This window comes from Ruegeria sp. YTSC003, from assembly GCF_059609785.1.
Genome location: NZ_JBXWMK010000001.1, coordinates 177,186 through 198,889, shown reverse-complemented (window position 1 = coordinate 198,889; position 21,704 = coordinate 177,186). Strand labels below are relative to the sequence as shown.

The following is a 21,704-nucleotide window of genomic DNA, read 5'->3' as shown; positions in this document are numbered from 1 at the left end:
GATGACCGATCTTTATCAGTCCCAGCGCGCCATGCGGCAGATGCGCAGACAAGCCATGCAACGCGGTGTTGTCGCCATTCTCGATGTTGGCAGCTCCAAGATTGCCTGTCTTGTACTGCGCTTTGACGGGACCGGCCGCCTGAGCGAGGACAACACCATCGGGTCGATGGCCGGGCAGACCGGCTTTCGTGTGATCGGTGCTGCAACCACTCGGTCGCGGGGTGTACAGTTCGGCGAAGTCACCGCCATGCAGGAAACGGAACGGGCGATCCGGACCGCGTTGCAAGCGGCGCAAAAGATGGCTGATATCCGGGTCGATCACGTGATCGCGAGTTTCTCGGGTGCGAATCCACGCTCTTACGGGTTGGATGCACAGGTCGATCTTGAGGGTCAGGTCGTGACAGAGGCCGAAGTTGGGCGTGTCCTGAACGCCTGTGATGTGCCGGACTACGGGGCAGGGCGTGAGGTATTGCATGCCCAACCGGTCAACTTCGCTTTGGACAACCGCTCGGGACTGATCGACCCGCGCGGCCAAATGGGGCAGAGCCTTGCCGTCGACATGCACATGCTGACCGTCGACGCGACCGCGATCCAGAACATCGTACGCTGTATCAAACGCTGCGATCTGGAATTGGCCGGAATTGCGAACTCGGCCTATGTGTCCGGTGTTTCCGCGCTGGTCGAGGATGAACAAGAGCTGGGTGCCGCCTGTATCGACATGGGCGGCGGAACGACCAGCGTGTCGATCTTCATGAAAAAGCACATGATCTATGCCGACTGCGTGCGCATGGGTGGTGATCATGTGACCTCGGACATTTCGATGGGGTTGGGCATTCCCGCATCGGTCGCCGAGCGGATCAAAACCTTTAACGGCGGCGTTCACGCAACTGGCGCGGATGATCGGGACCTGATCGACATCGGCGGGGATACTGGCGATTGGGAACATGATCGCCGCACGGTCAGCCGAGCTGAACTGATCGGGATCATGCGTCCCCGTGTTGAAGAGATCCTTGAAGAGGTGCGTGTTCGTCTGGATGCCGCCGGGTTCGAGCATATGCCGAGCCAGCAGATCGTCCTGACCGGCGGCGGCAGCCAAATCATGGGGCTGGACGGACTGGCTACCCGCATCCTTGGGCAGCGTGTCCGTCTTGGCCGGCCGCTGCGTGTGCATGGCCTGCCTCAATCGGCGACCGGGCCGGGGTTCTCATCTGCAGTGGGGCTTAGCCTGTTTGCGGCGCATCCGCAGGACGAATGGTGGGATTTTGAAATCCCGGTCGACACCTATGCCGCGCGCCCGTTCAAGCGGGCCGTGCGTTGGTTCCGTGACAATTGGTAAGCTGGGTGTCGCAGCGCTGCTGGCCCTGGTACCGCTGACCACTCAGGCGCAAACCCGGATCACACCTGAGGCGTTTTTGGATGCAGTTAAGGGCAAGACTGTCACGTTCCACGACTTTTCAACGGGCGAGCTAGTAGGAACTGAAGAGTTTCTCAGCCCCGTGCTGTCGGTCTGGCGCATGGTGGGGCGCGGGTGCGTTTATGGTCAGATCACCACGCCTGATGGTCAAATCTGCTTTCTTTATGATGATGACCCGGATGGTATCCCGGTCTGCTGGTGGCCTTTCGAATATAAGGGCAAGTTGATGGTGCGACTGGCCACTTTTGCAGACAGCGAAATCCAAGAGGTGCGCAGCATCACCGAGGACGGTTTGAATTGTCCAAGTGCCCCGATCAGCTAAAGAAATGGGTTGCAGCTGACTCGTTTATCCCGCAAGATATCCACAAGGCCCAACAGAGGCCCGCGGCAGGACCTGAGCAGTTTTCCGCAGTCTGACAGTTTATGAGTCCCTTTGGTGATGCGTCGGTTGAGTGCCGCGTGAAAATCGCCTGTTTTGTGCTACATTGAGATCTTTACACAACATCTGGCGGTATTTGCGAAATACTGCCGGTCAGCGCCTTAATTCCTCCATATTTTGTGGAATTACGCGATTTTTGGCGTGACGTTTGCTGTTTCAAACGGTAGGATTGTTAGTGGATAGGTAAGAAAAACACCGCTTTGGCGGGAACAAAAAAACAGGCGGACAGAGCATGACATTGAATCTTTCGATGCCCGGGCACGACGAACTGAAGCCTCGGATCACAGTATTTGGCGTTGGTGGTGCAGGCGGCAACGCTGTCAACAACATGATTGAGAAACAGCTGGACGGCGTCGATTTTGTGGTCGCCAACACCGATGCGCAGGCACTGCAACAAAGCCAGTCTTCGGCACGGGTTCAACTGGGCGTGAAAGTCACCGAAGGTCTGGGGGCAGGGGCCCGTCCGACCGTGGGTGCGGCAGCAGCCGAAGAAAGCATTGAGCAGATCGTTGATCACCTGGCCGGCGCGCATATGTGCTTTATCACCGCCGGCATGGGTGGCGGTACTGGCACCGGCGCCGCTCCGATCATCGCGCAGGCCGCGCGGGAATTGGGTGTTCTGACTGTTGGTGTTGTGACCAAGCCCTTCCAGTTTGAAGGCGCCAAGCGGATGCGTCAGGCCGAAGACGGCGTTGAGATGCTGCAAAAGGTCGTCGACACTCTGATCATCATCCCGAACCAGAACCTATTCCGTCTGGCCAACGAAAAGACCACCTTTACCGAGGCGTTCTCGATGGCGGACGATGTTCTCTATCAGGGCGTAAAAGGCGTGACCGATCTGATGGTCCGTCCGGGCCTGATCAACCTCGATTTTGCAGATGTTCGCGCCGTGATGGACGAGATGGGCAAAGCGATGATGGGAACCGGTGAGGCCACCGGCGAAGATCGCGCGGTTCAGGCCGCCGAGAAGGCGATCGCCAACCCGCTATTGGACGAAATCAGCCTGAAAGGTGCCAAGGGCGTTCTGATCAACATCACCGGCTCGCACGACCTGACCCTGTTCGAACTGGACGAAGCCGCCAACCGCATCCGCGAAGAAGTAGATCCCGAGGCCAACATCATCGTCGGTTCGACCCTGGATACTGTGATGGAAGGCGGCATGCGTGTATCGGTTGTCGCAACCGGTATCGATGCCAGTGAAAAGCAGGAAGATATCCCTGTCGCGCGCCGTTCAATGTCGGCACCGCTGACCCGCACCGTTTCAGCAGAAGAGTCGGTGCAGGAAGAGGCCCCGGTTGCTGCAGAAGTCGCTGAGCAAGCACCTCAGCAAGAGATGAACCGCGAACCCTCGCTGTTTGAAGCACCGACAGAGCCTGCACAGCCACAATTCCAGTCTCGTGTCGAACAGGATGATGATGGTTTGCCACCGCCGGCCTATCAGCCGCGCGTTGCCGAATTCGAGCCGACCCCCGAACCGGTTGAGCCTGCGTCCGAAAACTACGTCGCACCGCAGCCTCAACCGGCAGCGGGAACACCGTCGCCCGAAGCACTGCAGCGCTTGCAGGCCGCGGTCCAGAACGTTCCGCCGTCCGAGCGGAGCCCTTCGATGGTCCGCCCCGCGACCCCGCAGCCGACCGCTGTGCCGCAGGAAGAAGCGCATGATCGTCCCCGGTTTGGCTTTAACCGCCTGATCGACCGGATGACCGGCCACGCAGCAGATACTCCGGCGCAACCACCCCGCCAGCAGCCCGTTATGCGCCAATCTGACGCTACGGCACCTGCAAGGGATGAGGTCGACCCCGAACAGGACCGGATCGAAATTCCCGCCTTTTTGCGGCGTCAGGCCAACTGATCGCGGTAACAAAGTGAATGCAAAGGGTCGCCAAAGGGCGGCCCTTTTCTTTTGTTTTACAAATGTTTGAGGAAGTGTAAGCAGGGATTTGCCGATCTGTCACATACATGTTTCATTCGGTTGCAAAGAGTGAGTTGAGCCTTGACGCCGCCTTCCTTAACTGAGTGTCCAACACGGCCAACCGAGGCCGGACACCACTCTTCGAGGTTCACCTTGCAACATACGCTCAAATCTCCGGTCACGTTTACAGGCGTCGGACTGCATAGCGGTAAGCCTGCGACGATGGTCCTGAAACCGGCAGCCGCCGGTCACGGCATCTGGTTCAAACGGACGGATATTGAGCTGGGCAATGCCCTTGTCCCTGCGATCTATGATGTGGTCGAGCGCACCCCGCTGTGCACCCGCCTGATCAACGACGCGGGTGTGTCTGTGTCCACGGTCGAGCACATCATGGCCGCGTTGGCCGGTTGCGGAATACATAACGCGCTGATCGAGATTGATGGTCCCGAAGTTCCGATCATGGATGGGTCTTCGATTGATTTCGTTCGCGGTATCATGGCGAAGGGCGTGCGTCGCCAAGCCAGCCCGGTTCTGGCCTATGAGGTTCTTAAGCCGGTGACCGCTGTGCGCGAAGGTGCTAGCGCTTCGATTGCGCCTGCAAACGGTCTGATCATCGACTTTCATATCGACTTCGAAGACGGTGCCATTGGCAACCAGACCAAGACCTTGGATATGCGCAACGGTTCGTTCGCACGTGAGCTGTGTGACTGCCGGACGTTCTGCCGCCGTACTGATGTTGAGGCGATGCGCGAAAACGGGCTGGCTTTGGGCGGCACGCTGGAAAATGCCGTCGTTGTTCAGGGTGACGAAGTCCTTACGCCGGGTGGTTTCCGCCGCGCGGACGAGGCCGTGCGCCACAAGATGCTGGATGCCCTTGGTGACCTGTATTTGGCAGGCGGTCCGATCTTTGGTCACTTTACCGGTGACAAATCCGGCCATTCAATGACCAATACTCTGCTGCGCAAGCTGTTCGAGACGCCGGGTGCGGTCCGTCCGATCCTGTGCACGCCTGAACAGGCAGCCCGCCTTCCGGGGCAGGGCCTGGTCCGGGACGAAATCCCGGAAGTCGCTTGATTGGATCAACTCTTCCGACAATTCTGCGAACGGGCGCATAAGGCGTTTTGCACCGGAATTTTATGTGCTAGACCTTGGCCTAAATCGGGGCTTAACCCCGTCAAGTAATACGACAAGGATAGGCGGAATGGTTGGCACCAAAGCGGCAGTCAGGTTCGCAAGCGCGATTCTTCTGACAGCAGTTTTGACGGCATGCGCTGGAAAAGGCGCAGACCGCAATCAGAACCTGGAAGGGTTCACTCCTGAACAGATATTCACGCGCGGCGAATATGAGCTGTCGCAGAATCGTTCGGATGATGCGGCGTGGTATTTTTCAGAAGTTGAACGTCTGTATCCGTATTCCGATTGGGCCAAGCGTGCGCTGATCATGCAGGCATTCTCATACCACTCGGACAAAAACTACGAAGAAAGCCGAGGCGCCGCACAACGGTACATCGACTTTTACCCGACGGACGAAGATGCGGCTTATGCCCAATATCTTCTGGCGCTCAGCTATTATGACCAGATTGACGAGGTCGGGCGCGATCAGGGCCTGACTTTTCAGGCGTTGCAATCGCTGCGCACCGTGATCGAGGTCTACCCGGATAGCGAATACGCGACCTCTGCGGTGCTGAAATTCGATCTGGCCTTTGACCACCTGGCTGGCAAAGAGATGGAAATTGGACGCTATTATCTGCGCCAGGACCATTATACTGCAGCCATCAACCGGTTCCGTGTGGTGGTTGAAGACTTCCAGACCACATCTCACACCGCCGAAGCTCTGTACCGCTTGATTGAAGCCTATCTGGCACTGGGTCTTGTGGATGAGGCACAGTCGGCGGGGGCCATTCTGGGGTACAACTATCAGTCGTCCGAATGGTACGATGCGGGCTATTCGCTGCTGACGTCACGCGGATTGGATCTCAAGAGCCGTGGCAACAACTGGCTCAGCACGATCTACCGTCAGACTGTCAAAGGTGAGTGGTTGTAATCGCCATGGCCAATGGGGTGGGACGCTAAGACCCGATGCTGCGCGCCCTCGATATCCGTGACATGCTGATCATCGATCGGCTGGAACTGACGTTTCAGCCGGGCCTGAATGCGTTGACCGGTGAAACCGGTGCGGGCAAGTCGATTCTTCTGGATTCGCTGGGATTTGTTCTGGGCTGGCGTGGTCGGGCAGAACTGGTCCGTCAGGGCGCCGCTCAGGGTGAAGTCGTGGCCGAGTTCGAATTGAACGAAGATCACGCCGCACATGCAATTCTGGCCGAAGCGGGCCTGCCCGACGGAGAAGAGCTGATCCTGCGGCGGGTGAATACGGCCGAGGGGCGTAAGACCGCGTGGGTCAATGATCGTCGTTGTTCGGGCGAGGTGCTGCGGGCATTGTCCGAGACCCTGATCGAACTGCATGGCCAACACGATGATCGCGGCCTGTTGAACCCGCGAGGTCACCGGGCAATGCTGGATGATTACGCCGGAGCAGAATCCTATCTAGTAAAGGTGCGGTCAGCATGGTCCGAGATGTCACGTGCGCGCAAAGCTCTTGCGCAGACGGAATCGGCCCTAGCAGCCATGCGTGCAGAAGAGGAATTCTTGCGGCATTCGGTATCCGAACTGGATCAGCTGGACCCGCAGCCGGGCGAGGACGCCGAGCTCGACGCCCGTCGTCGCATGATGCAGGGGGCCGAGCGTATCCGCGATGACGTTGCCCGTGCCTTCGCTCTGCTGGGTGGGGACGGGGCCGAGGGGGCGATGGCTGACGCCGTGCGCTGGCTCGAAGGGGTGTCGGATAGTGCGGGCGGCCAATTGGAAGAGCCGATCGCCGCATTGGGACGCGCCTTGATCGAGTTGGGTGAGGCGCAGGATGGTGTCGATGCCTGCCTGCAGAAACTGGACTTTAACCCGTCTGAGTTGGAGCAGGCCGAAGAACGCTTGTTCGCTATTCGTGCGCTGGCTCGTAAACATGACGTCGTGCCAGATGATCTGGGCACCTTCGCCGACACTTTGCGCGACCGCCTGAACCGGCTTGACGCGGGCGATGCGGATCTGGCCGATCAGAGGGCGGCGGTAGACGCGGCACAGGCGGCTTATGACGACGCAGCGGCCAAACTGAGTGCTGCGCGGCAAAAGGCCGCCGGGCAACTCGATGCCGCCGTGATGACCGAACTCGCCCCGTTGAAGATGGAACGCGCTGTGTTCCAAACCGAAATCACGGTGGCAGACCCGGGCCCCGAGGGGATTGACGCTGTGGCGTTCACGGTTGCCACCAACCCCGGCGCGCCTTCGGGACCGCTGAACAAGATCGCCTCAGGCGGTGAACTCAGTCGTTTTCTTTTGGCGCTCAAGGTCTGTCTGGCCGGTGATGACAGCGCGCGCACGATGATTTTCGACGAAATCGACCGAGGTGTCGGCGGCGCGACAGCTGATGCTGTCGGGCGGCGCCTTGCGTCGTTAGCGCATGGCGGTCAGGTGCTGGTTGTGACCCACTCTCCGCAGGTGGCGGCCCGCGCGGCGCATCACTGGCGGGTTCAAAAACACGTCACCGACGGGCATACCCTGTCGACCGTTGTGCCGCTGGCCGAACCCGACCGCGTGGATGAAATCGCCCGTATGGTCGCAGGTGACACAATAACGGACGAGGCCCGCGCTGCGGCCCGAGCCCTTTTGCAGGCCTGAGGTAATTCTGCCGCTTTCCTGTGTTCAATCCGTCGCGATCCCACTTTTATAAGGGCGCTCCGTGGCTTACTAAGGGGAAAGACGTGATCCCCGAGGGCAAATGACCCAATCAACCCGCACCGTTCTGCGCAACCAGCTCAATCAGGCTCTGGCCGCGATAAAGGACGCCTGGCGGGTGATGCGGCGGCGTGGGCCCAGCCAGATTCAATTCTGGTTCATCGCGCTGGCGATCGGGATCGCGGCAGGTTTCATGGCATTGGGATTTCGCAAGGCGATCCGGTCGCTGCAGGCCTATGTCTATGATACGGATGACATTTTGCTTTTGCACAGCCACGCGGAAAAGCTGCCTTGGTTTCTGATCCTGATCATTCCCATCATCGGCGGGCTTATCGTGGGCGTGATCCTGAATAAGTTCACCGACGACGGACGCGTGCGATCCGTCGCTGACGTCATCGAAGGGGCCGCGGTGACCGATGGTCGCGTGGAAAGCAAGGCGGGTATCGCGTCTTTCTTTGCCTCGCTCGTCACGCTCAGCACAGGCGGGTCCACGGGCCGAGAGGGGCCGGTCGTGCACATGGCTGGTGTGATCTCAACCTGGGTCAGTAACCGCATCCATGCTGATGGCATCACCGGGCGCGACCTGTTGGGATGCGCTGTCGCCGCCGCCGTCTCGGCCAGTTTTAACTCACCGATCGCAGGTGCGCTGTTCGCGCTTGAGGTCGTGCTGCGTCACTTTGCAGTGCATGCATTTGCGCCAATCGTGATTGCTTCGGTTGCCGGGACAGTAATCAACCGGCTGGAATATGGCGATGTGACCGAGTTTGTTCTGGATACACCCGGTTCCCTGCAATTCTACGTGGAACTGCCTGCCTTTCTGCTACTTGGCCTGATCTGCGGCCTGGTTTCGCTTCTGCTCATGCGGTCGATCTTTTTTGCCGAAGATATCGGCAACCATATCCAGAACCGGCTTGCCTTGCCTGGCTGGCTGCGCCCAGCTGTTTCAGGTGCGATGCTGGGGCTGCTGGCGATCTGGTTCCCGCATATCATCGGCGTCGGGTATGAAACGACGATCCGCGCTTTGGCAGGTGACCTGACCCTGAGTTTTGCCATCCTGTTTGCGGTGATCAAGACGGTTGCCGTGGCGATCACCATGGGCGGGCGTATGGGCGGCGGGGTGTTTTCCCCATCGCTGATGATTGGGGCGTTGACCGGGCTGGCCTTTGGCCTGATCGCAACCGGGCTGCTGCCGGATGTGTCGGGCACGCATACGCTTTATGCCTTTGCCGGAATGGGGGCCGTTGCTGCCGCGGTTCTGGGCGCGCCGATTTCGACAACGATGATCGTCTTTGAACTGACCGGAGATTGGCAAATCGGCCTGGCTGTGATGGTTTCGGTGTCGATGTCGACAGCGCTGGCCTCGCGTCTTGTGGATCGGTCCTTCTTCTTGACCCAGCTGGAACGTCGCAACGTGCATCTGGCCGCCGGCCCGCAAGCCTATCTGCTGGCGATGCTGCGGACCGGGGCAGTCATGCGCCCCTTGGGCGACCCGCGCTCGATCACGAAAGAACAGGCGGTCGAATTGATCGAACAGGGGCTTTGTGTTCAGGCTAGCGCTACACTAGAGGCAGCGATGCCCTATTTCGACAGGGATGACATCCCCTGTATTCCGGTGGTGATTGTCGAAGAGGATGGTAGTGAAAACCCGGTCGGAGCGCTTTACCACGTCGATGCACTGAAGGCGTATAACCGCGCCTTGGCTGCCACTGCGGCTGAAGAGCACTCTTAGCGTTTATACACGGTCGCGGTATCGCCCAGGTAGTTGTCCCAAGCAAACCAGTACGAAATATGGCCTGCGACCCGGGGCAACTCCGCGCCTCCCGGTCCAACCAGCGCCTCTTCGGTCATGGTCCACTTCTGACCCGTTTCGTCCACCAAATCGCCGCCAGACGCAGCGAACTTGTGGGATGCGCGTTCATAGGCGCGCACTGCGCGCTTTTCGTCGTTTCCGATAAGCACCAGCGGCCGGTTGGCGATGGCGTCGTTGATTACTCGGCTCTTGCCGAACGCGTCCAGGGGCCATGCTCGCGCCGCGCCAAATTGCCGGATGGCAAAAACATAATCTTTCTGTCTGTGACTGGACTGATCGACCAGCGCCGGAAACATCAATTCGGACGAAGCGAAATACTCCCGATACACGACACCCGATCCATAATTCCGCCGGTGACCGGTGTTCATTGAAAGGACCTTCGTCTTGGGGTGAGATGCTTTCCAGCTTTGCCATGTGGTGATGACCACCGGGCGTTGTTTCAATTCGATACCGCTGCCGACAAGCGCGCCGACGACTGGCTTGCCGGTGTATTGGTTCCACAGGGAATGCGTCTGACGATCGAACATCAGTTTGTTCGATCTGTACAGAAACCCCGATGAGCCGAAGATCAGGGGTTTGCTGCGACCCGGCACTTGCGTTTCAAACAGAATTCCGGATCCGCACAGTGTACAGTAGGCTAAGGCCACCGGAACTCCGCCAATCACCTCGTTGAACATTTCATGCCAGCCCATGATCCGCAGCGGGTAAGCTCGTTCGTCCCCGTTGATCGAAACGCCAAAGACCAGGTCATCGTCCTTAAGGTAATCTGCACGCGCGGCAGGGATCAGAGCCGGATTGTCCAGCGATGGGATACCGTCCTTGTTCACACCACCCCACGCGATCTCTTCAAGCCGGATCTTCATCTTGTCGCGCTGCAAATACTTTGGTTTCAGGAAGTCATCGAAATTCGTATCAATTCCCAAAAGAACCTCGCGCTTGAACGGGATGAGCGAGGGGTGTGGCACGATTTGCGGGTTCTTTTCCTGCCAGAGCATCCACTCAAACCAGTCTTGACCGGTATTCTCACCAGTCAGGGTCTGCATGACTTTCACGATGTCGCTGCTGCGACGTCTGGCGTATCGCATACCGGTCAGCAAAGCAGGCACCACATCCGGGTTGCCGCGTTGTACGAGAAAGGCCATGCCTTGCTCAAACTCTGCGTTGCTTCCAAACAGTGTGGAACGCACAGCTTCAAGCACGGGGTCTTGTTGCGCGGACAACGCGCTAGGCAACAAGAGCGCGGCCCCCAATGATCCAGCGAAACTGCGACGGGTAAGTGACATGGCATCCTCTGGGCGGTGTTTGGTGGCATTGTGCACGCTTGATGCCTCAAATGCATGCAACAGCCCCGTGATTGGATCGTGATCAAGCCTTGTCAGTTGCGAGCGCGCTGTTGAGCTACCTGCGAAGACTATATGCTTGCATGTTATCGTGAAATTTGCCGGTTAGTCGTATCCAAAAAAATTCACAGATATTTTTTGTCACGATGCCAAAAACGATAAATTTTGCAATGGGTTCGAAATTCTGGCCATGCCAGGGAGGCCCGGCCAGGGATTTCTTGGTCGCGTACGAACGGCAGCAGCCCACCTAAGATCACTGGCATCCATGGCACAGGCCTATGGGCGTGTGCGTCACGACATGGCCGCGACCGAGCGGGTCAGAGAGGCCATCTGAGGGATTTAAATCTGTTCGACCTTAACGGAATCGACGCGGTAAAACGCGACATAACCCTTGATCTCGGCCATTGCGGCGACCGGGTCCTCATAGCTCCACGCTGCGTTTTCGGTCACGGATGATTTATTGACAATTGAGAAATGCGTCGCATCGCCTTTGTGCGGGCAGTGCGTAACTTTTTCTGTACGGTCCAGAAATGCCATTCCGATATCGGCGCGAGGGAAATAGATCACCGGCTCCAGATCACCTTCCAGCAGCTCCAGCGCATTCATGCTCTCTCCGAGAACGGCGCCCCCGGAACGAACGCTCCATTTACCAGCTGCTTTGCGGATCGTTATGTCTGTCATCTCTGCTTCTTCCCTCGTCTTTAGTACGGATCACTCCTCTGCCCGGTTTATGTGACAGTCCAGTGTCAGATCGGCGCACTTGCGGCATCCAACCACAGTTGAGCGTTGTCGCCCAGCCTTGGACGAACTTTTTCCGCAACGTCGCGGTGGTATGCGTTAAGCCACGCGCGTTCTTCTGTCGTAAGCATATCGACTACAATCAGCCGCCGGTCAATTGGAACGTATGTGAGCGTCCGCCAGTTCAGCATCGCACGCTCGGTGTCCGCCGTGGGCAAGGAAGGGGCATCTTGAACCACAACAAGGTTCTCGATGCGAATGCCGAATGCGCCTTCGCGGTAATATCCCGGCTCGTTTGACAGGATCATCCCCGGCTCAAGCGGAACATGGCTGACCTTCGACAAGCGCTGCGGCCCTTCGTGGACGCTCAGGTATGCGCCGACCCCGTGGCCGACCCCGTGATTGAAATCCTGCCCCGCTGCCCACAAGGGGGCGCGTGCGATGCATTCAATGTCTCGTCCGGCCAGCCCGGCGGGCCAGCGCAGCATGGACAGATCGATCATCCCTTTCAGCACGCGGGTAAAGCAGGCTTTTTCCTCAACGCCCACTTCTCCGATTGCAATGGTGCGGGTGATGTCGGTTGTGCCATCCAGATACTGACCTCCGCTATCCAAAACCAACAAGTGACCATTCTCCAGCCGGCTGTCGGTTTCTTCGGTCACCCGGTAATGCATGATCGCGCCGTTGGGACCGGTGCCCGCAATCGTGTCGAACGAGATATCCTGTAGCGCGTTATCCCGGCGGCGGTTTTCCTCAAGCTGCGTGACCACCTGCGTTTCCGCCACTGTGCCCGGGGTCTGTGCGTCCAACCAGCACAGGGTTTCAATAACAGCAACCGCGTCACGAAGATGCGCCTCGGCGCTGCCTGCGATTTCGGCGGCGTTCTTGCGAGCTTTGGGCAGGGCACAGGGATCACCTGCATCCATCATTTTGTCACCCAGCACATCCGCAACTGCCTGCGGCAGGGTTCCCAAATCGACTTGAACCGCGCCGCCCAAATCCGCGGCCGCATCCAGAAAAAACCGAGGGTCGTGAACCTGAACTTGCTCGACAAGGTGATCTAACACCCCGGCCAGTTTTTGCGCCGACATGAACAGATCAACCCGACCATCGACGTGTAGAATGGCAAACCCATGCGCTACCGGGTTATACCCGATATCTGATCCACGAATGTTAAGCAGCCACATGATCGAATCCGGCAATGTAATGATGGCCGCATCACACCCGTTCTGTTTTAGATCCTCCGCCACCCGCGCAATTTTGCTTGTGGCTGTTTCCCCTGCAAACTCAATCGGGTGCGCCTTGACCGGGTTCATCGGGGCGTCCGGTTGATCCGACCACACCCTGTCCACCAGATTGTCGCTACGAACAAGTTCGACGCCGCTTGCGTTCAACTCTTTCTTCAGACTGGTAATCTGCCCTGCTGCATGCAGCCAAGGATCAAAACCAACCTTGCCGCCGTTGGGCAGCTGTTCTTTAAGCCACACGCCCAAACTGGTTTCAGGCCAGGGCACAGGCGTGAAATCCGCCGCAACCTGAGCCTTGACCTGCGTGCGATACCGGCCATCGATGAAAACGCCGGCAATATCGGACAGCACTGCGCAGAAACCGGCCGACCCGGTGAAACCCGTCAGCCATGCCAGACGTTCATCGCGTGGGGCCACATACTCGCCCTGATGCGCATCTGCGCGTGGGATCAGAAAACCGTCCAACCCATCCTGTGCCATCTGGGATCGCAAAGCGGCCAGCCTGGGCGGTCCCTGTTCCGGACGCGCAGTGACTGCAAAGGATTGAAACATGTGACACCTCTCGCAAACGGGGGGCTGCCCCTTCATCTTTTGAAAAATACTTCTGCCGGAGGCAGGGCCAGCGTCAGCTGGCCCTCTTCATCCCCATCACGCGTGCACGTGCCCGAGGATCGCTGTCGAACAATGCCGCCAGCTGTTCAGTCATCGCACCTGCCAGCTGTTCGACATCCGTGATCGTTACCGCGCGGTCGTAGTATCGGGTTACATCGTGGCCGATACCAATGGCCAAAAGCTCGACCATCTTACGTTTTTCGACCATTCCGATCACGTCGCGTAAGTGTTTTTCCAAGTAATTCGCGGGGTTAACGCTGAGCGTTGAATCATCAACCGGCGCGCCGTCCGAGATCACCATCAGGATCTTACGCTGTTCGCGTCGCGCCAGCATCCGGCGATGCGCCCACTCCAGCGCCTCACCATCGATGTTCTCTTTGAGCAGGCCTTCTTTCATCATCAAACCCAAGTTGGGTCGCGCGCGACGCCACGGGGCATCCGCGCCTTTATAGATGATGTGGCGCAGATCGTTCAGACGCCCCGGCTGTTGCGGGCGACCGTCATTCAGCCATGCCTCACGTGCCTGGCCACCTTTCCAAGCGCGCGTAGTAAAGCCAAGGATTTCGACCTTCACGTTGCAACGTTCCAACGTCCGGGCCAGAACATCGGCACAGATCGCCGCGATCGAGATCGGACGACCGCGCATCGAGCCCGAGTTATCCAGCAGCAGTGTCACCACCGTATCGCGGAACTCAGTGTCTTTTTCGACCTTGAAACTCAGCGGCGTGGTCGGGTTGGCCACAACACGCGCCAGTCGCCCGGCATCTAGAATACCTTCTTCGCGGTCAAACTCCCAAGAGCGGTTCTGTTGCGCCTGCAAACGGCGCTGCAGTTTGTTCGCCAGACGGCTGACGGCACCCTTAAGCGGCTCAAGCTGCTGATCCAGATAGGCGCGCAGCCGTTCCAATTCGGCAGGCTCGGCCAGGTCTTCGGCTGCGATCTCTTCGTCAAAGGTTCCAAGGTAAACCTTATAATCCGGGTCGGCCTCGGACGCTGGCGGTGGGGCAGGTGGCTCCAACGGTGCCTCGCCCTCGGGCATCTCGGCCTCTTCGCCCATCTCATCCTCGGCCATCTCGTCCATCGAGACCTGGGCCTGGGACTGATCCTGCTGCTCTTCCTGAGTTTGCTCAGGGGTCGCGTCGGCGTCCTGTTCGTCCTGATCATCCTGACCGGTGCTGTCGGGATCGGGCTGTTCTTCGGCGTCGTCCTCAGCCTGATCTTCCTGATCTTCGTCCAGTTCGTCCGGGTCTTCGCCCAACTGGTCGCCATACCCCAGATCCTTGATCATCTGGCGGGCAAATTTGGCAAACTCGGCCTGATCCGAAAGGATGTCCTGCAAGTTTTCCAGCGTGCCACCAGCCTGCTCTTCGATGAAGCCACGCCAGAGGTTCATGATGTTCTCGGCCGCAGGCGGCAGGTCGCGTCCGGTTGCCAAGTGGCGGATCAGATAACCCGCGGCCACCGACAAGGGGGCATCTGCGGGTTGCTTGCACTGGTCGTACCCACGGCGCAGCGCCTCATGCCCGATCTTGACATCGATGTTTGATGCGGTGCCGGGCATATCCCGCGCGCCCATCGCTTCACACCGGGCAACTTCCATGGCCTCATAAAGATCCCGCGCCATATCACCCGGAGGTGCATAGCGATTATGGGTCGCATCGTCATGATATCGGCGCTGCAGCGCCAAAGCATCCGCCGTACCGCGCGCCAGCAAAACCTCTTCGCGAGTCATCCGCCGAGAAACCTGCGGCAAACGCATCGACTCGCCCGACAGCCCCGAGGGGTCGACCGTATAGCTTACAGACAGCTCTGGATCGTCGGCCATAACCTTGGTGGCCTCGGCCAAGGCCTTCTTGAACGGATCGGCGGGGTTGTCGTTAGGTTTAGACAATGAACGTACTCCAGATCATTGCTGCTAGGAAAAGTATTGCGTACTCCCAACGCAGCCGTATCAGGTGAACATATTGCGACGCCGTCATGTCTGAAGGCGCCGACTTTTTCCAACCTACTTTGTCAAATAGCCAAAATGAATCAAAAACGACCCAGATCGATGCTATGACAAAAAAGGCTTTCACCCCAAGCTTACGCTCGCTGCACTTTCCGGCAGTTCCTCATCAAAACAACGTTGATAGAACTCGGCCACGGTCTGGCGCTCAAGCTCATCACACTTGTTCAGGAAGGACAGGCGGAAAGCGTAACCCACATCACGGAAAATCTCGGCGTTTTGGGCCCAGTTGATAACGGTCCGAGGGCTCATAACTGTGGACAGGTCACCGTTCATGAAGGCGGTCCGGGTCAGGTCGGCAACAGTGACCATCTGGCTGACGGTCTTGCGGCCTTTCTCGGTATTGTAGTGCGGCGCCTTGGACAGAACGATCATCGTTTCGGCATCATGGCTGAGGTAGTTCAGCGTCGAGACCAGCGACCAGCGGTCCATCTGAGCCTGGTTAATCTGTTGCGTGCCGTGATAGAGGCCAGTTGTATCGCCCAGGCCCACAGTGTTTGCCGTGGCGAACAGGCGGAAATTGGGATTCGGCGTGATGATCTCGTTCTGGTCCAGCAGGGTCAACTTGCCGTCGTGTTCCAGCACACGTTGGATCACGAACATCACGTCGGCACGGCCCGCGTCGTATTCATCGAACACGATGGCGACAGGATTGCGCAACGCCCAGGGCAGGATACCCTCGTGGAACTCGGTGACCTGTTTGCCGTCACGCAGTTTGATGGCGTCCTTGCCGATCAGGTCGATCCGGCTGATGTGGCTGTCGAGGTTCACACGCACGGCGGGCCAGTTCAGGCGGGCTGCGACCTGTTCGATATGGGTCGATTTGCCTGTGCCGTGATAGCCTTGGATCATCACACGACGATTGTGGGAAAAGCCTGCCAGAATGGCCAGTGTGGTTTCCGGGTCAAACTTGTAGGTCGGGTCGATCGCGGGTACGCGGTCACTGCGGTCAGCAAAGCCCTTGATCGCCATGTCGGTTTCAATACCGAACACGTCACGGACCGAAATTTCTTCGGTGGGTTTTGCGTTTACGTCGATCGATCCGTCAGCCATTCGCCTTGTCCTTATCCTTTGCCCCGCGTTGCCGGGTTTGAACTCGTGTGTGGTGCAACATATTGCGGGCAAGGGCAAGGGAAAGCCGTGCTGGTAGGTACTTAGGCGGATGTTTCTTTGAAACTGGCCTTATCGACGTTGCGTCCAATGTCTCGAGCTAATCTTTCAAATCTTGGACAGCACGAATTTTGGGTCCAGAACGTCGCCACGCAGTCCCGTGAAGCATTAACATTGCAATAGTAAGATATGATGAGTTAAATATGCATAAATGATTGTGCAAAAGCGGTTCCCGATTTTGTTTTTAAGAGTGTAGGTAAAAATGTCGTTAGTAATCTCAGGTCCGACTTCTATCTCGATCCCCAGTGGGTCGACCTCGGTTGCGGAGCAGTATACCGCGACCAAAGCTGTGACGTGGAGCGTGACCGTAACTGGCAATGGTGGATTGGATCCTTCCGACTACACTGTTTCGATTTCACCGAGCGGAGTTCTGAACGTTGAGCTTACTGAGGGGGCAGACATTCCCCCGAATACGCAACTCACGGTTCTAATACGCGCGACGACGGGAAATCCGGGAAATGGTAACAATGCCTCTCTCAGTGTGACAGTCGACCTTCCTGCCGGAACAGTGCCATGTTTCGTAAAGGGCACTTTGATAGAAACCGAAAAAGGCCCTCGCCCTGTCGAAGAACTGTCGGTTGGGGACAAAGTTCGCGTTTCCAGCGGTGCGCTGTTGCCTATCCTTTGGATTGGCAAAAAGACCATGAGCGCGGAAGCGTTGCAGCGAAACCCGCGATTGCGCCCTGTTTGCATCCAGAAAGGGGCAATCGGGGACGGTTTGCCTGATCGTGATTTATACGTGTCCCCACAGCATAGGATTGTTCTCGAAGGGTGGCGCGCCGAATTGCTGTTTGGAGAGCCCAGAGTTTTTGCTGCGGCAATTCATTTGGTCAATGACAAAACAATTCGACAAGTGCGGCCCGATGAGGCCGTGACGTATTTCCACGTTGCCTGTGATCGCCATGCGATACTGATTTCGCATGGTTTGCCGACAGAAAGCTTGTTTCTGGGTGACATGGCGCTTTTGTCATTCGATCGCGAAGATGTCGAGGAGCTTGGTATGCTATTCCCGGATCGTTTCAGCCTTAAACCCACTTTGGAACAAACTCGCGTGCGGTGCCTAAAGCGCCCCGAAACAGAGGCGCTTTTGCGCATGTACGGTCGTCGATAAGACGACTACCTAAAGTTCCGGCTGTCCTTGATCTGATCCCACGCCCAGACGACCTCTTGCAACTGCTCTTCCTGGGAACGGTCGCCGCCGTTCATGTCAGGGTGCAGCACCTTGATCAGCTTTTTGTACGCTTTGCGCACCTCGGCCTTGGTCCAGCTGTCGTTGGCTTCCAGAATTTCGATCGCGCGGCGTTCCGTGGGGGGCAGGCGACGACCGCCACCACCTGACGTGCGCCCTTTGTTTTGGGTGCTGTTTGCGCCAAGTACCTGATGCGGGTCTTCGATGCCCAGACGCGCCCATGCGCGCGCTTCGGGATCGCCCATTGGCTTGGTCTCGCGCTCCCACACTTTGTCCTTGGAGCGCTGGGCGTTCAGCTCGGCCTCGGTGGTGCCGTCAAAGAAGTTCCATTTGTTGTTGTATTCGCGAACGTGCTGCTGGCAGAACCAGAAAAAGTCGTCCAGAACGTCAGGGGCCTTGGGTGCACGGAACTTGCCCGGTTCTTCGCAACCTTCGTGATCGCAGATACGCGTCGAGGTTTCAGACGCGCCCGACATTCCGCGACGCCCCCGCGGGTTCTTTTTCTTGGAAGTGGATACGGACATATCAAATCCGAAGGGGTCTGACTTCACCATGTGCTCATCCTTAAGAACGCATCTTTTCGACTCGGAGGCAGCAGTTTAGTCTAAGCAGCCGAAAGTAGAAGAGGGGGGGCGGTAAAATTTTCGCCCGTGAGCAAAAAAATGACCGTGACCGATGAGATCCGAACCTGCCTGATGGCAGCCTTTGAACCGCGTGAGCTGGAAGTCGTGGATGACAGCGAAAGCCACCGAGGACACGCCGGGTTTCAAGAGGGCGGCGAAAGCCATTTCAACGTCCGTATTCGTGCCAGCGCTTTTCAGGGTCAATCCCGCGTCGCCCGCCACCGGGCCGTACATAAGGCACTGGGAGACATCGTGCCCCGCATTCATGCGCTGGCGCTGGATATTGATACCTGAACAGGCCCTTTGGCCGGTGCCTAGGCGACCAGAGAAATGGCCCTGTTAACCGCGATTCCCTGATTCACCGCGCGATAGGTGGGAAAAGGCAGCCGGTGCGTCGCATCAATGTCTCGCTGTATCCACTCTTGCTTTTCCAGGCGATGAAGCGACGTCGAAAGTGCGCGATCGGAAATCGTGATCAGACCGGATTTGAGGGTCGAGAACCGTTGGGGCCTGTCGGTCAACGCCAGAATAGGTGCCGTCCAACTGCGTCTGAGTAACGCGAAATCAGCGTCATCTGGCACGGCATTCACGATTCGGCTGGCGATTTCGGCCGCAGTTTCACCCGTTTGGGTCAATCGAAACTCGGGACGCAACGGATGACCGTGGCCGGGATTCCGTTCCAGAAAACCCAATTGAATCAAATGGTCAAGGCTTTGTGCAAAAGCGGTTCTGCCGGCGCTTGTCGCAGCCAGTAGCGGTGCCTGTCGTCCCGGCGTGCCTTCATGCATCAACGCCAGAATGTTCAGGGACCAGGCGCGGGATGTAAGCTTGACAAGAATCGTTATGTCCATAAAGTATAGTTACTTTAATTTTCGCCAAAAGGATAGTTCAATGCCACTCGTTTCACTGGAAAACACGATCACGCTCGCCATGTCCGTGCAAGACAGGCATGTCAGTGCCGAATGGTATCAGGCCAAGCTGGGGTTTGAGCTGATCCACCATATTGACGAGGCCGGTTGGAGCGAGATGAAGACCAAAACCGACGGTGTGACCTTGGGCCTGGGTGAACAGGCCGAGCCTGCGCCTGGCAATACGGTGCCGGTGTTCGGGGTGTCGGATATTGCGACGGCGCGTCAGGCGCTCGAATCCTCGGGCGTCAGGTTCGATGGGGCGACTGAAACGATCGAGGGCATGGTCAGCACCGCAACGTTCTACGACCCGGACGGCAATGCACTGATGCTGGCGCAGGATCTGAGCCAAGCAGCAAGCGCGGCCGAGTAATTCAGCTGCAGGGTATGAAAACACGGAGCAGACCGCTTAGGTCTGCTCTTTGTCCTTTTCGGACAGGTCCGTGGGCTTCAGGGTCAATGGCGGATCTTTGACCTCTTCTGAAATCGGTGCAGGGGCCTGCACTTCTTCTGGTCCAGGCACCGGCTGAGCCACGGGGGCATCGTCGCTGTCCTCAACCGCCTCACGCTCCGAAGAAAATTCAGCTGCAATCTCACGCCGAAACACCAGAACGTTGCGCCAGTTCACGGTGGAACTGGTCAGGCCAGCGCGTTCCTCGCTGGGCAGAAGTTCCGCACGCTGGTATTCCCAGCCATCCTGCCCCATCTGATTCAGGATCTGTTCGATCGACACTGCAAACCGCCCTTCGGCAGTTTTGACGCCCTTGGCCTTGGTGCCTTTCAGCGGGGCGGGGACAACTTTGTATTCGTAGCGCTGCATCAGATTTTCCTGGTTGCCGATCCCTGGCAATCTAACATGTTGTCGGGTTTCGAACAGTCATCATCGCCCATTGGGCAAATTCTGTTTTGTCTGTTGCGCCCCGCGCGCGGGGCCGGAGTGGTCCGCGCCAGATGCACGGACCACTCCGTTGCAGTTTCTTGAACCGAAAGGTTTACGAGCTCAGCTTTTTGCTGACCAACTCATTGACGGCTTTGGGGTTCGCCTTGCCGCCAGTTGCCTTCATGACCTGACCAACAAACCAGCCTGCCAGTTTGGGGTTCACCTTGGCTTTTTCGACCTGCGATGGGTTGGCCGCGATGATTTCGTCCAGCGCAGTTTCGATGGCACCGGTGTCGGTGACCTGTTTCATGCCGCGTTCTTCAACGATCTGTGCCGGGTCGCCGCCTTCGGTGTAGACAATCTCGAACAGATCCTTGGCGATCTTGCCAGAAATGGCGTCTGAGGCGATCAGATCGATGATCCCGCCCAACTGCGCAGGCGAAACCGGCGAGTCGGTGATGCTGTGGTCTTCTTTCTTCAGGCGACCAAACAGTTCGTTGATGACCCAGTTTGCGGCCAACTTGCCGTTGCGGCCTTTGGCGACCTCTTCGAAATAGGCAGCCGATTCCACCTCGGCTGTCAGAACAGATGCGTCATAATCCGTCAGGCCGAACTCGCTGATAAACCGCGCCTTCTTGTCGTCGGGCAGTTCGGGCAGTTTGGCGGCGATGTCGTCCACCCATGCCTGCTCAATCTCCAACGGCAGCAGATCTGGGTCAGGGAAGTAGCGATAGTCATGCGCCTCTTCCTTGGACCGCATCGACCGTGTTTCGCCCTTGTCCGGGTCATATAGCCGGGTTTCCTGATCGACCTTGCCGCCACCTTCAACGATGGCAATCTGACGACGCGCTTCGACTTCGATCGCTTGCTGAATAAAGCGCATCGAGTTCATATTCTTGATTTCGCAACGGGTGCCCAGATGCGAGAAGTCCTGCGTTTCCTGATACTTTTCATAGGCACCGGGTAGACAGATCGAAACATTGACGTCCGCCCGCAAGTTGCCGTTTTGCATGTTGCCATCGCAGGTGCCCAGATAACGCAGAATCTGGCGCATCTTGGCGATGTAGGCTGCCGCCTCTTCGGGGCCGCGAATATCGGGGCGGCTGACGATCTCCATCAGGCAAACACCGGTCCGGTTTAGGTCGACAAAGGACATATGCGGGTCCATGTCATGGATCGATTTGCCTGCGTCCTGTTCCATGTGGATGCGTTCAATCCGCACCATGCGTGCTGTGCCGTCGCCCATTTCCACCAGCACTTCACCTTCGCCCACGATGGGCTGGTACAGCTGAGAAATCTGGTAACCCTGCGGCAGGTCGGGATAGAAATAATTCTTGCGGTCAAAGGCCGATACCAGGTTGATATCCGCCTTCAGGCCCAGACCGGTTCGTACCGCCTGTTCAACACAATATTCATTGATCACCGGCAGCATTCCCGGCATCGCGGCGTCCACGAATGCAACATTCGAGTTCGGCTCAGCCCCGAATTGGGTCGATGCGCCCGAGAACAGCTTGGCATTGGACGAGACCTGCGCATGCACCTCCATCCCGATGACCAGTTCCCAATCGTGCTTGGCCCCGGCAATGGTTTTGGGTTTGGGCATTTCGTATGTCAGGTCGAGCATGGCGCGC

General features: G+C 57.8%; 20 protein-coding genes. 11 read left to right on the top strand and 9 right to left on the bottom strand.

Annotated elements, in window-relative coordinates; genetic code table 11:
• Position 1 precedes the first annotated feature (1 nt).
• The 7 genes from ftsA (at position 2) to AC2FFH_RS00955 (ending at position 9,280) form a co-directional block, all read left to right on the top strand.
• Positions 2 to 1,336: a cell division protein FtsA gene (ftsA, locus tag AC2FFH_RS00985; protein WP_058279582.1), complete on the top strand. Its 1,335-nt coding sequence runs from the start codon at positions 2 to 4 to the stop codon at positions 1,334 to 1,336.
• Positions 1,323 to 1,736 (top strand): hypothetical protein, encoded by a 414-nt coding sequence (locus tag AC2FFH_RS00980; RefSeq protein WP_496843540.1) that lies wholly within the window; start codon positions 1,323 to 1,325, stop codon positions 1,734 to 1,736. The genes ftsA and AC2FFH_RS00980 overlap by 14 nt, the downstream gene beginning before the upstream one ends.
• Positions 1,737 to 2,085: 349 nt before the next feature.
• Positions 2,086 to 3,705 carry a cell division protein FtsZ gene (ftsZ, locus tag AC2FFH_RS00975; RefSeq protein ID WP_496843539.1) on the top strand — a complete coding sequence of 540 codons (1,620 nt, stop codon included), beginning with the start codon at positions 2,086 to 2,088 and terminating at the stop codon, positions 3,703 to 3,705.
• Between the two features lie 213 nt (positions 3,706 to 3,918).
• Positions 3,919 to 4,839, top strand: coding sequence for a UDP-3-O-acyl-N-acetylglucosamine deacetylase (gene lpxC / locus AC2FFH_RS00970; RefSeq protein WP_496724412.1), 921 nt, complete (start codon positions 3,919 to 3,921; stop codon positions 4,837 to 4,839).
• A 127-nt stretch (positions 4,840 to 4,966) separates the two neighbouring features.
• Positions 4,967 to 5,809: an outer membrane protein assembly factor BamD gene (locus AC2FFH_RS00965; protein ID WP_496724414.1), complete on the top strand. Its 843-nt coding sequence runs from the start codon at positions 4,967 to 4,969 to the stop codon at positions 5,807 to 5,809.
• Between the two features lie 35 nt (positions 5,810 to 5,844).
• Positions 5,845 to 7,494 carry a DNA repair protein RecN gene (recN, locus tag AC2FFH_RS00960; RefSeq protein WP_496724416.1) on the top strand — a complete coding sequence of 550 codons (1,650 nt, stop codon included), beginning with the start codon at positions 5,845 to 5,847 and terminating at the stop codon, positions 7,492 to 7,494.
• Positions 7,495 to 7,594: 100 nt separating this feature from the next.
• Positions 7,595 to 9,280 (top strand): chloride channel protein, encoded by a 1,686-nt coding sequence (locus AC2FFH_RS00955; RefSeq protein ID WP_496767970.1) that lies wholly within the window; start codon positions 7,595 to 7,597, stop codon positions 9,278 to 9,280.
• On the opposite strand, the gene AC2FFH_RS00950 is transcribed toward AC2FFH_RS00955, so the two are convergent.
• Entirely contained in the window at positions 9,277 to 10,644 is a 1,368-nt protein-coding gene (locus tag AC2FFH_RS00950) for a DUF3179 domain-containing protein (RefSeq protein ID WP_496843538.1), read from the bottom strand. The genes AC2FFH_RS00955 and AC2FFH_RS00950 overlap by 4 nt on opposite strands.
• A 247-nt stretch (positions 10,645 to 10,891) precedes the next feature.
• Between AC2FFH_RS00950 and AC2FFH_RS00945 the strand changes: the two genes are divergently transcribed.
• Positions 10,892 to 11,035, top strand: a complete 144-nt coding sequence (locus AC2FFH_RS00945; protein ID WP_496767974.1) for a hypothetical protein — start codon at positions 10,892 to 10,894, stop codon at positions 11,033 to 11,035.
• 5 nt (positions 11,036 to 11,040) lie between these two features.
• On the opposite strand, the gene AC2FFH_RS00940 is transcribed toward AC2FFH_RS00945, so the two are convergent.
• The 4 genes from AC2FFH_RS00940 to cobS all read right to left on the bottom strand — a co-directional run bounded on the left by AC2FFH_RS00940 (position 11,041) and on the right by cobS (position 16,356).
• Positions 11,041 to 11,382, bottom strand: a complete 342-nt coding sequence (locus tag AC2FFH_RS00940; RefSeq protein ID WP_058274347.1) for a DUF427 domain-containing protein — start codon at positions 11,380 to 11,382, stop codon at positions 11,041 to 11,043.
• Between the two features lie 65 nt (positions 11,383 to 11,447).
• Positions 11,448 to 13,238 (bottom strand): aminopeptidase P family protein, encoded by a 1,791-nt coding sequence (locus AC2FFH_RS00935; RefSeq protein ID WP_496767976.1) that lies wholly within the window; start codon positions 13,236 to 13,238, stop codon positions 11,448 to 11,450.
• A 73-nt stretch (positions 13,239 to 13,311) separates the two neighbouring features.
• Entirely contained in the window at positions 13,312 to 15,189 is a 1,878-nt protein-coding gene (cobT, locus tag AC2FFH_RS00930) for a cobaltochelatase subunit CobT (protein WP_496767977.1), read from the bottom strand.
• Between the two features lie 180 nt (positions 15,190 to 15,369).
• A complete protein-coding gene (gene cobS, locus AC2FFH_RS00925; protein WP_058274350.1) occupies positions 15,370 to 16,356 on the bottom strand; it encodes a cobaltochelatase subunit CobS in 987 nt (328 codons plus the stop codon).
• Between the two features lie 319 nt (positions 16,357 to 16,675).
• Between cobS and AC2FFH_RS00920 the strand changes: the two genes are divergently transcribed.
• Positions 16,676 to 17,584: a Hint domain-containing protein gene (locus tag AC2FFH_RS00920; RefSeq protein WP_496843537.1), complete on the top strand. Its 909-nt coding sequence runs from the start codon at positions 16,676 to 16,678 to the stop codon at positions 17,582 to 17,584.
• Between the two features lie 5 nt (positions 17,585 to 17,589).
• Here AC2FFH_RS00920 and AC2FFH_RS00915 read toward each other — a convergent pair whose 3' ends face one another.
• Positions 17,590 to 18,216, bottom strand: a complete 627-nt coding sequence (locus AC2FFH_RS00915) for a J domain-containing protein (RefSeq protein WP_058274352.1) — start codon at positions 18,214 to 18,216, stop codon at positions 17,590 to 17,592.
• Positions 18,217 to 18,324: 108 nt separating this feature from the next.
• Between AC2FFH_RS00915 and AC2FFH_RS00910 the strand changes: the two genes are divergently transcribed.
• Positions 18,325 to 18,579, top strand: a complete 255-nt coding sequence (locus tag AC2FFH_RS00910) for a BolA family protein (RefSeq protein WP_058279592.1) — start codon at positions 18,325 to 18,327, stop codon at positions 18,577 to 18,579.
• A gap of 20 nt (positions 18,580 to 18,599) precedes the next feature.
• On the opposite strand, the gene AC2FFH_RS00905 is transcribed toward AC2FFH_RS00910, so the two are convergent.
• The gene (locus AC2FFH_RS00905) at positions 18,600 to 19,136 is read right to left on the bottom strand and encodes a winged helix-turn-helix transcriptional regulator (protein ID WP_496738028.1); all 537 of its coding nucleotides are present in this window, start codon (positions 19,134 to 19,136) and stop codon (positions 18,600 to 18,602) included.
• A gap of 40 nt (positions 19,137 to 19,176) precedes the next feature.
• Here AC2FFH_RS00905 and AC2FFH_RS00900 point away from each other — a divergent pair, with 40 nt between their 5' ends.
• Entirely contained in the window at positions 19,177 to 19,566 is a 390-nt protein-coding gene (locus tag AC2FFH_RS00900; protein ID WP_058274355.1) for a VOC family protein, read from the top strand.
• A 36-nt stretch (positions 19,567 to 19,602) separates the two neighbouring features.
• Here AC2FFH_RS00900 and AC2FFH_RS00895 read toward each other — a convergent pair whose 3' ends face one another.
• Complete coding sequence (locus AC2FFH_RS00895; RefSeq protein ID WP_496767983.1) at positions 19,603 to 20,013, bottom strand: DUF4177 domain-containing protein; 411 nt, start codon at positions 20,011 to 20,013, stop codon at positions 19,603 to 19,605.
• A gap of 172 nt (positions 20,014 to 20,185) precedes the next feature.
• Positions 20,186 to 21,697, bottom strand: coding sequence for an Asp-tRNA(Asn)/Glu-tRNA(Gln) amidotransferase subunit GatB (gatB, locus tag AC2FFH_RS00890; RefSeq protein ID WP_496738026.1), 1,512 nt, complete (start codon positions 21,695 to 21,697; stop codon positions 20,186 to 20,188).
• Positions 21,698 to 21,704: the final 7 nt, after the last annotated feature.

Excerpts from the sequence above, each read along its gene's own strand:
- ftsA (WP_058279582.1), top strand. The coding sequence starts at position 2 with ATGACCGATCTTTATCAGTCCCAGCGCGCCATGCGGCAGATGCGCAGA.
- ftsZ (WP_496843539.1), top strand. The coding sequence starts at position 2,086 with ATGACATTGAATCTTTCGATGCCCGGGCACGACGAACTGAAGCCTCGG.
- AC2FFH_RS00965 (WP_496724414.1), top strand. The coding sequence starts at position 4,967 with ATGGTTGGCACCAAAGCGGCAGTCAGGTTCGCAAGCGCGATTCTTCTG.
- recN (WP_496724416.1), top strand. The coding sequence starts at position 5,845 with ATGCTGCGCGCCCTCGATATCCGTGACATGCTGATCATCGATCGGCTG.
- AC2FFH_RS00955 (WP_496767970.1), top strand. The coding sequence starts at position 7,595 with ATGACCCAATCAACCCGCACCGTTCTGCGCAACCAGCTCAATCAGGCT.
- AC2FFH_RS00950 (WP_496843538.1), bottom strand. The coding sequence starts at position 10,644 with ATGTCACTTACCCGTCGCAGTTTCGCTGGATCATTGGGGGCCGCGCTC.
- AC2FFH_RS00945 (WP_496767974.1), top strand. The coding sequence starts at position 10,892 with ATGCCAGGGAGGCCCGGCCAGGGATTTCTTGGTCGCGTACGAACGGCA.
- AC2FFH_RS00940 (WP_058274347.1), bottom strand. The coding sequence starts at position 11,382 with ATGACAGACATAACGATCCGCAAAGCAGCTGGTAAATGGAGCGTTCGT.
- AC2FFH_RS00935 (WP_496767976.1), bottom strand. The coding sequence starts at position 13,238 with ATGTTTCAATCCTTTGCAGTCACTGCGCGTCCGGAACAGGGACCGCCC.
- cobS (WP_058274350.1), bottom strand. The coding sequence starts at position 16,356 with ATGGCTGACGGATCGATCGACGTAAACGCAAAACCCACCGAAGAAATT.
- AC2FFH_RS00920 (WP_496843537.1), top strand. The coding sequence starts at position 16,676 with ATGTCGTTAGTAATCTCAGGTCCGACTTCTATCTCGATCCCCAGTGGG.
- AC2FFH_RS00915 (WP_058274352.1), bottom strand. The coding sequence starts at position 18,216 with ATGGTGAAGTCAGACCCCTTCGGATTTGATATGTCCGTATCCACTTCC.
- AC2FFH_RS00910 (WP_058279592.1), top strand. The coding sequence starts at position 18,325 with ATGACCGTGACCGATGAGATCCGAACCTGCCTGATGGCAGCCTTTGAA.
- AC2FFH_RS00905 (WP_496738028.1), bottom strand. The coding sequence starts at position 19,136 with ATGGACATAACGATTCTTGTCAAGCTTACATCCCGCGCCTGGTCCCTG.
- AC2FFH_RS00900 (WP_058274355.1), top strand. The coding sequence starts at position 19,177 with ATGCCACTCGTTTCACTGGAAAACACGATCACGCTCGCCATGTCCGTG.
- AC2FFH_RS00895 (WP_496767983.1), bottom strand. The coding sequence starts at position 20,013 with ATGCAGCGCTACGAATACAAAGTTGTCCCCGCCCCGCTGAAAGGCACC.
- gatB (WP_496738026.1), bottom strand. The coding sequence starts at position 21,697 with ATGCTCGACCTGACATACGAAATGCCCAAACCCAAAACCATTGCCGGG.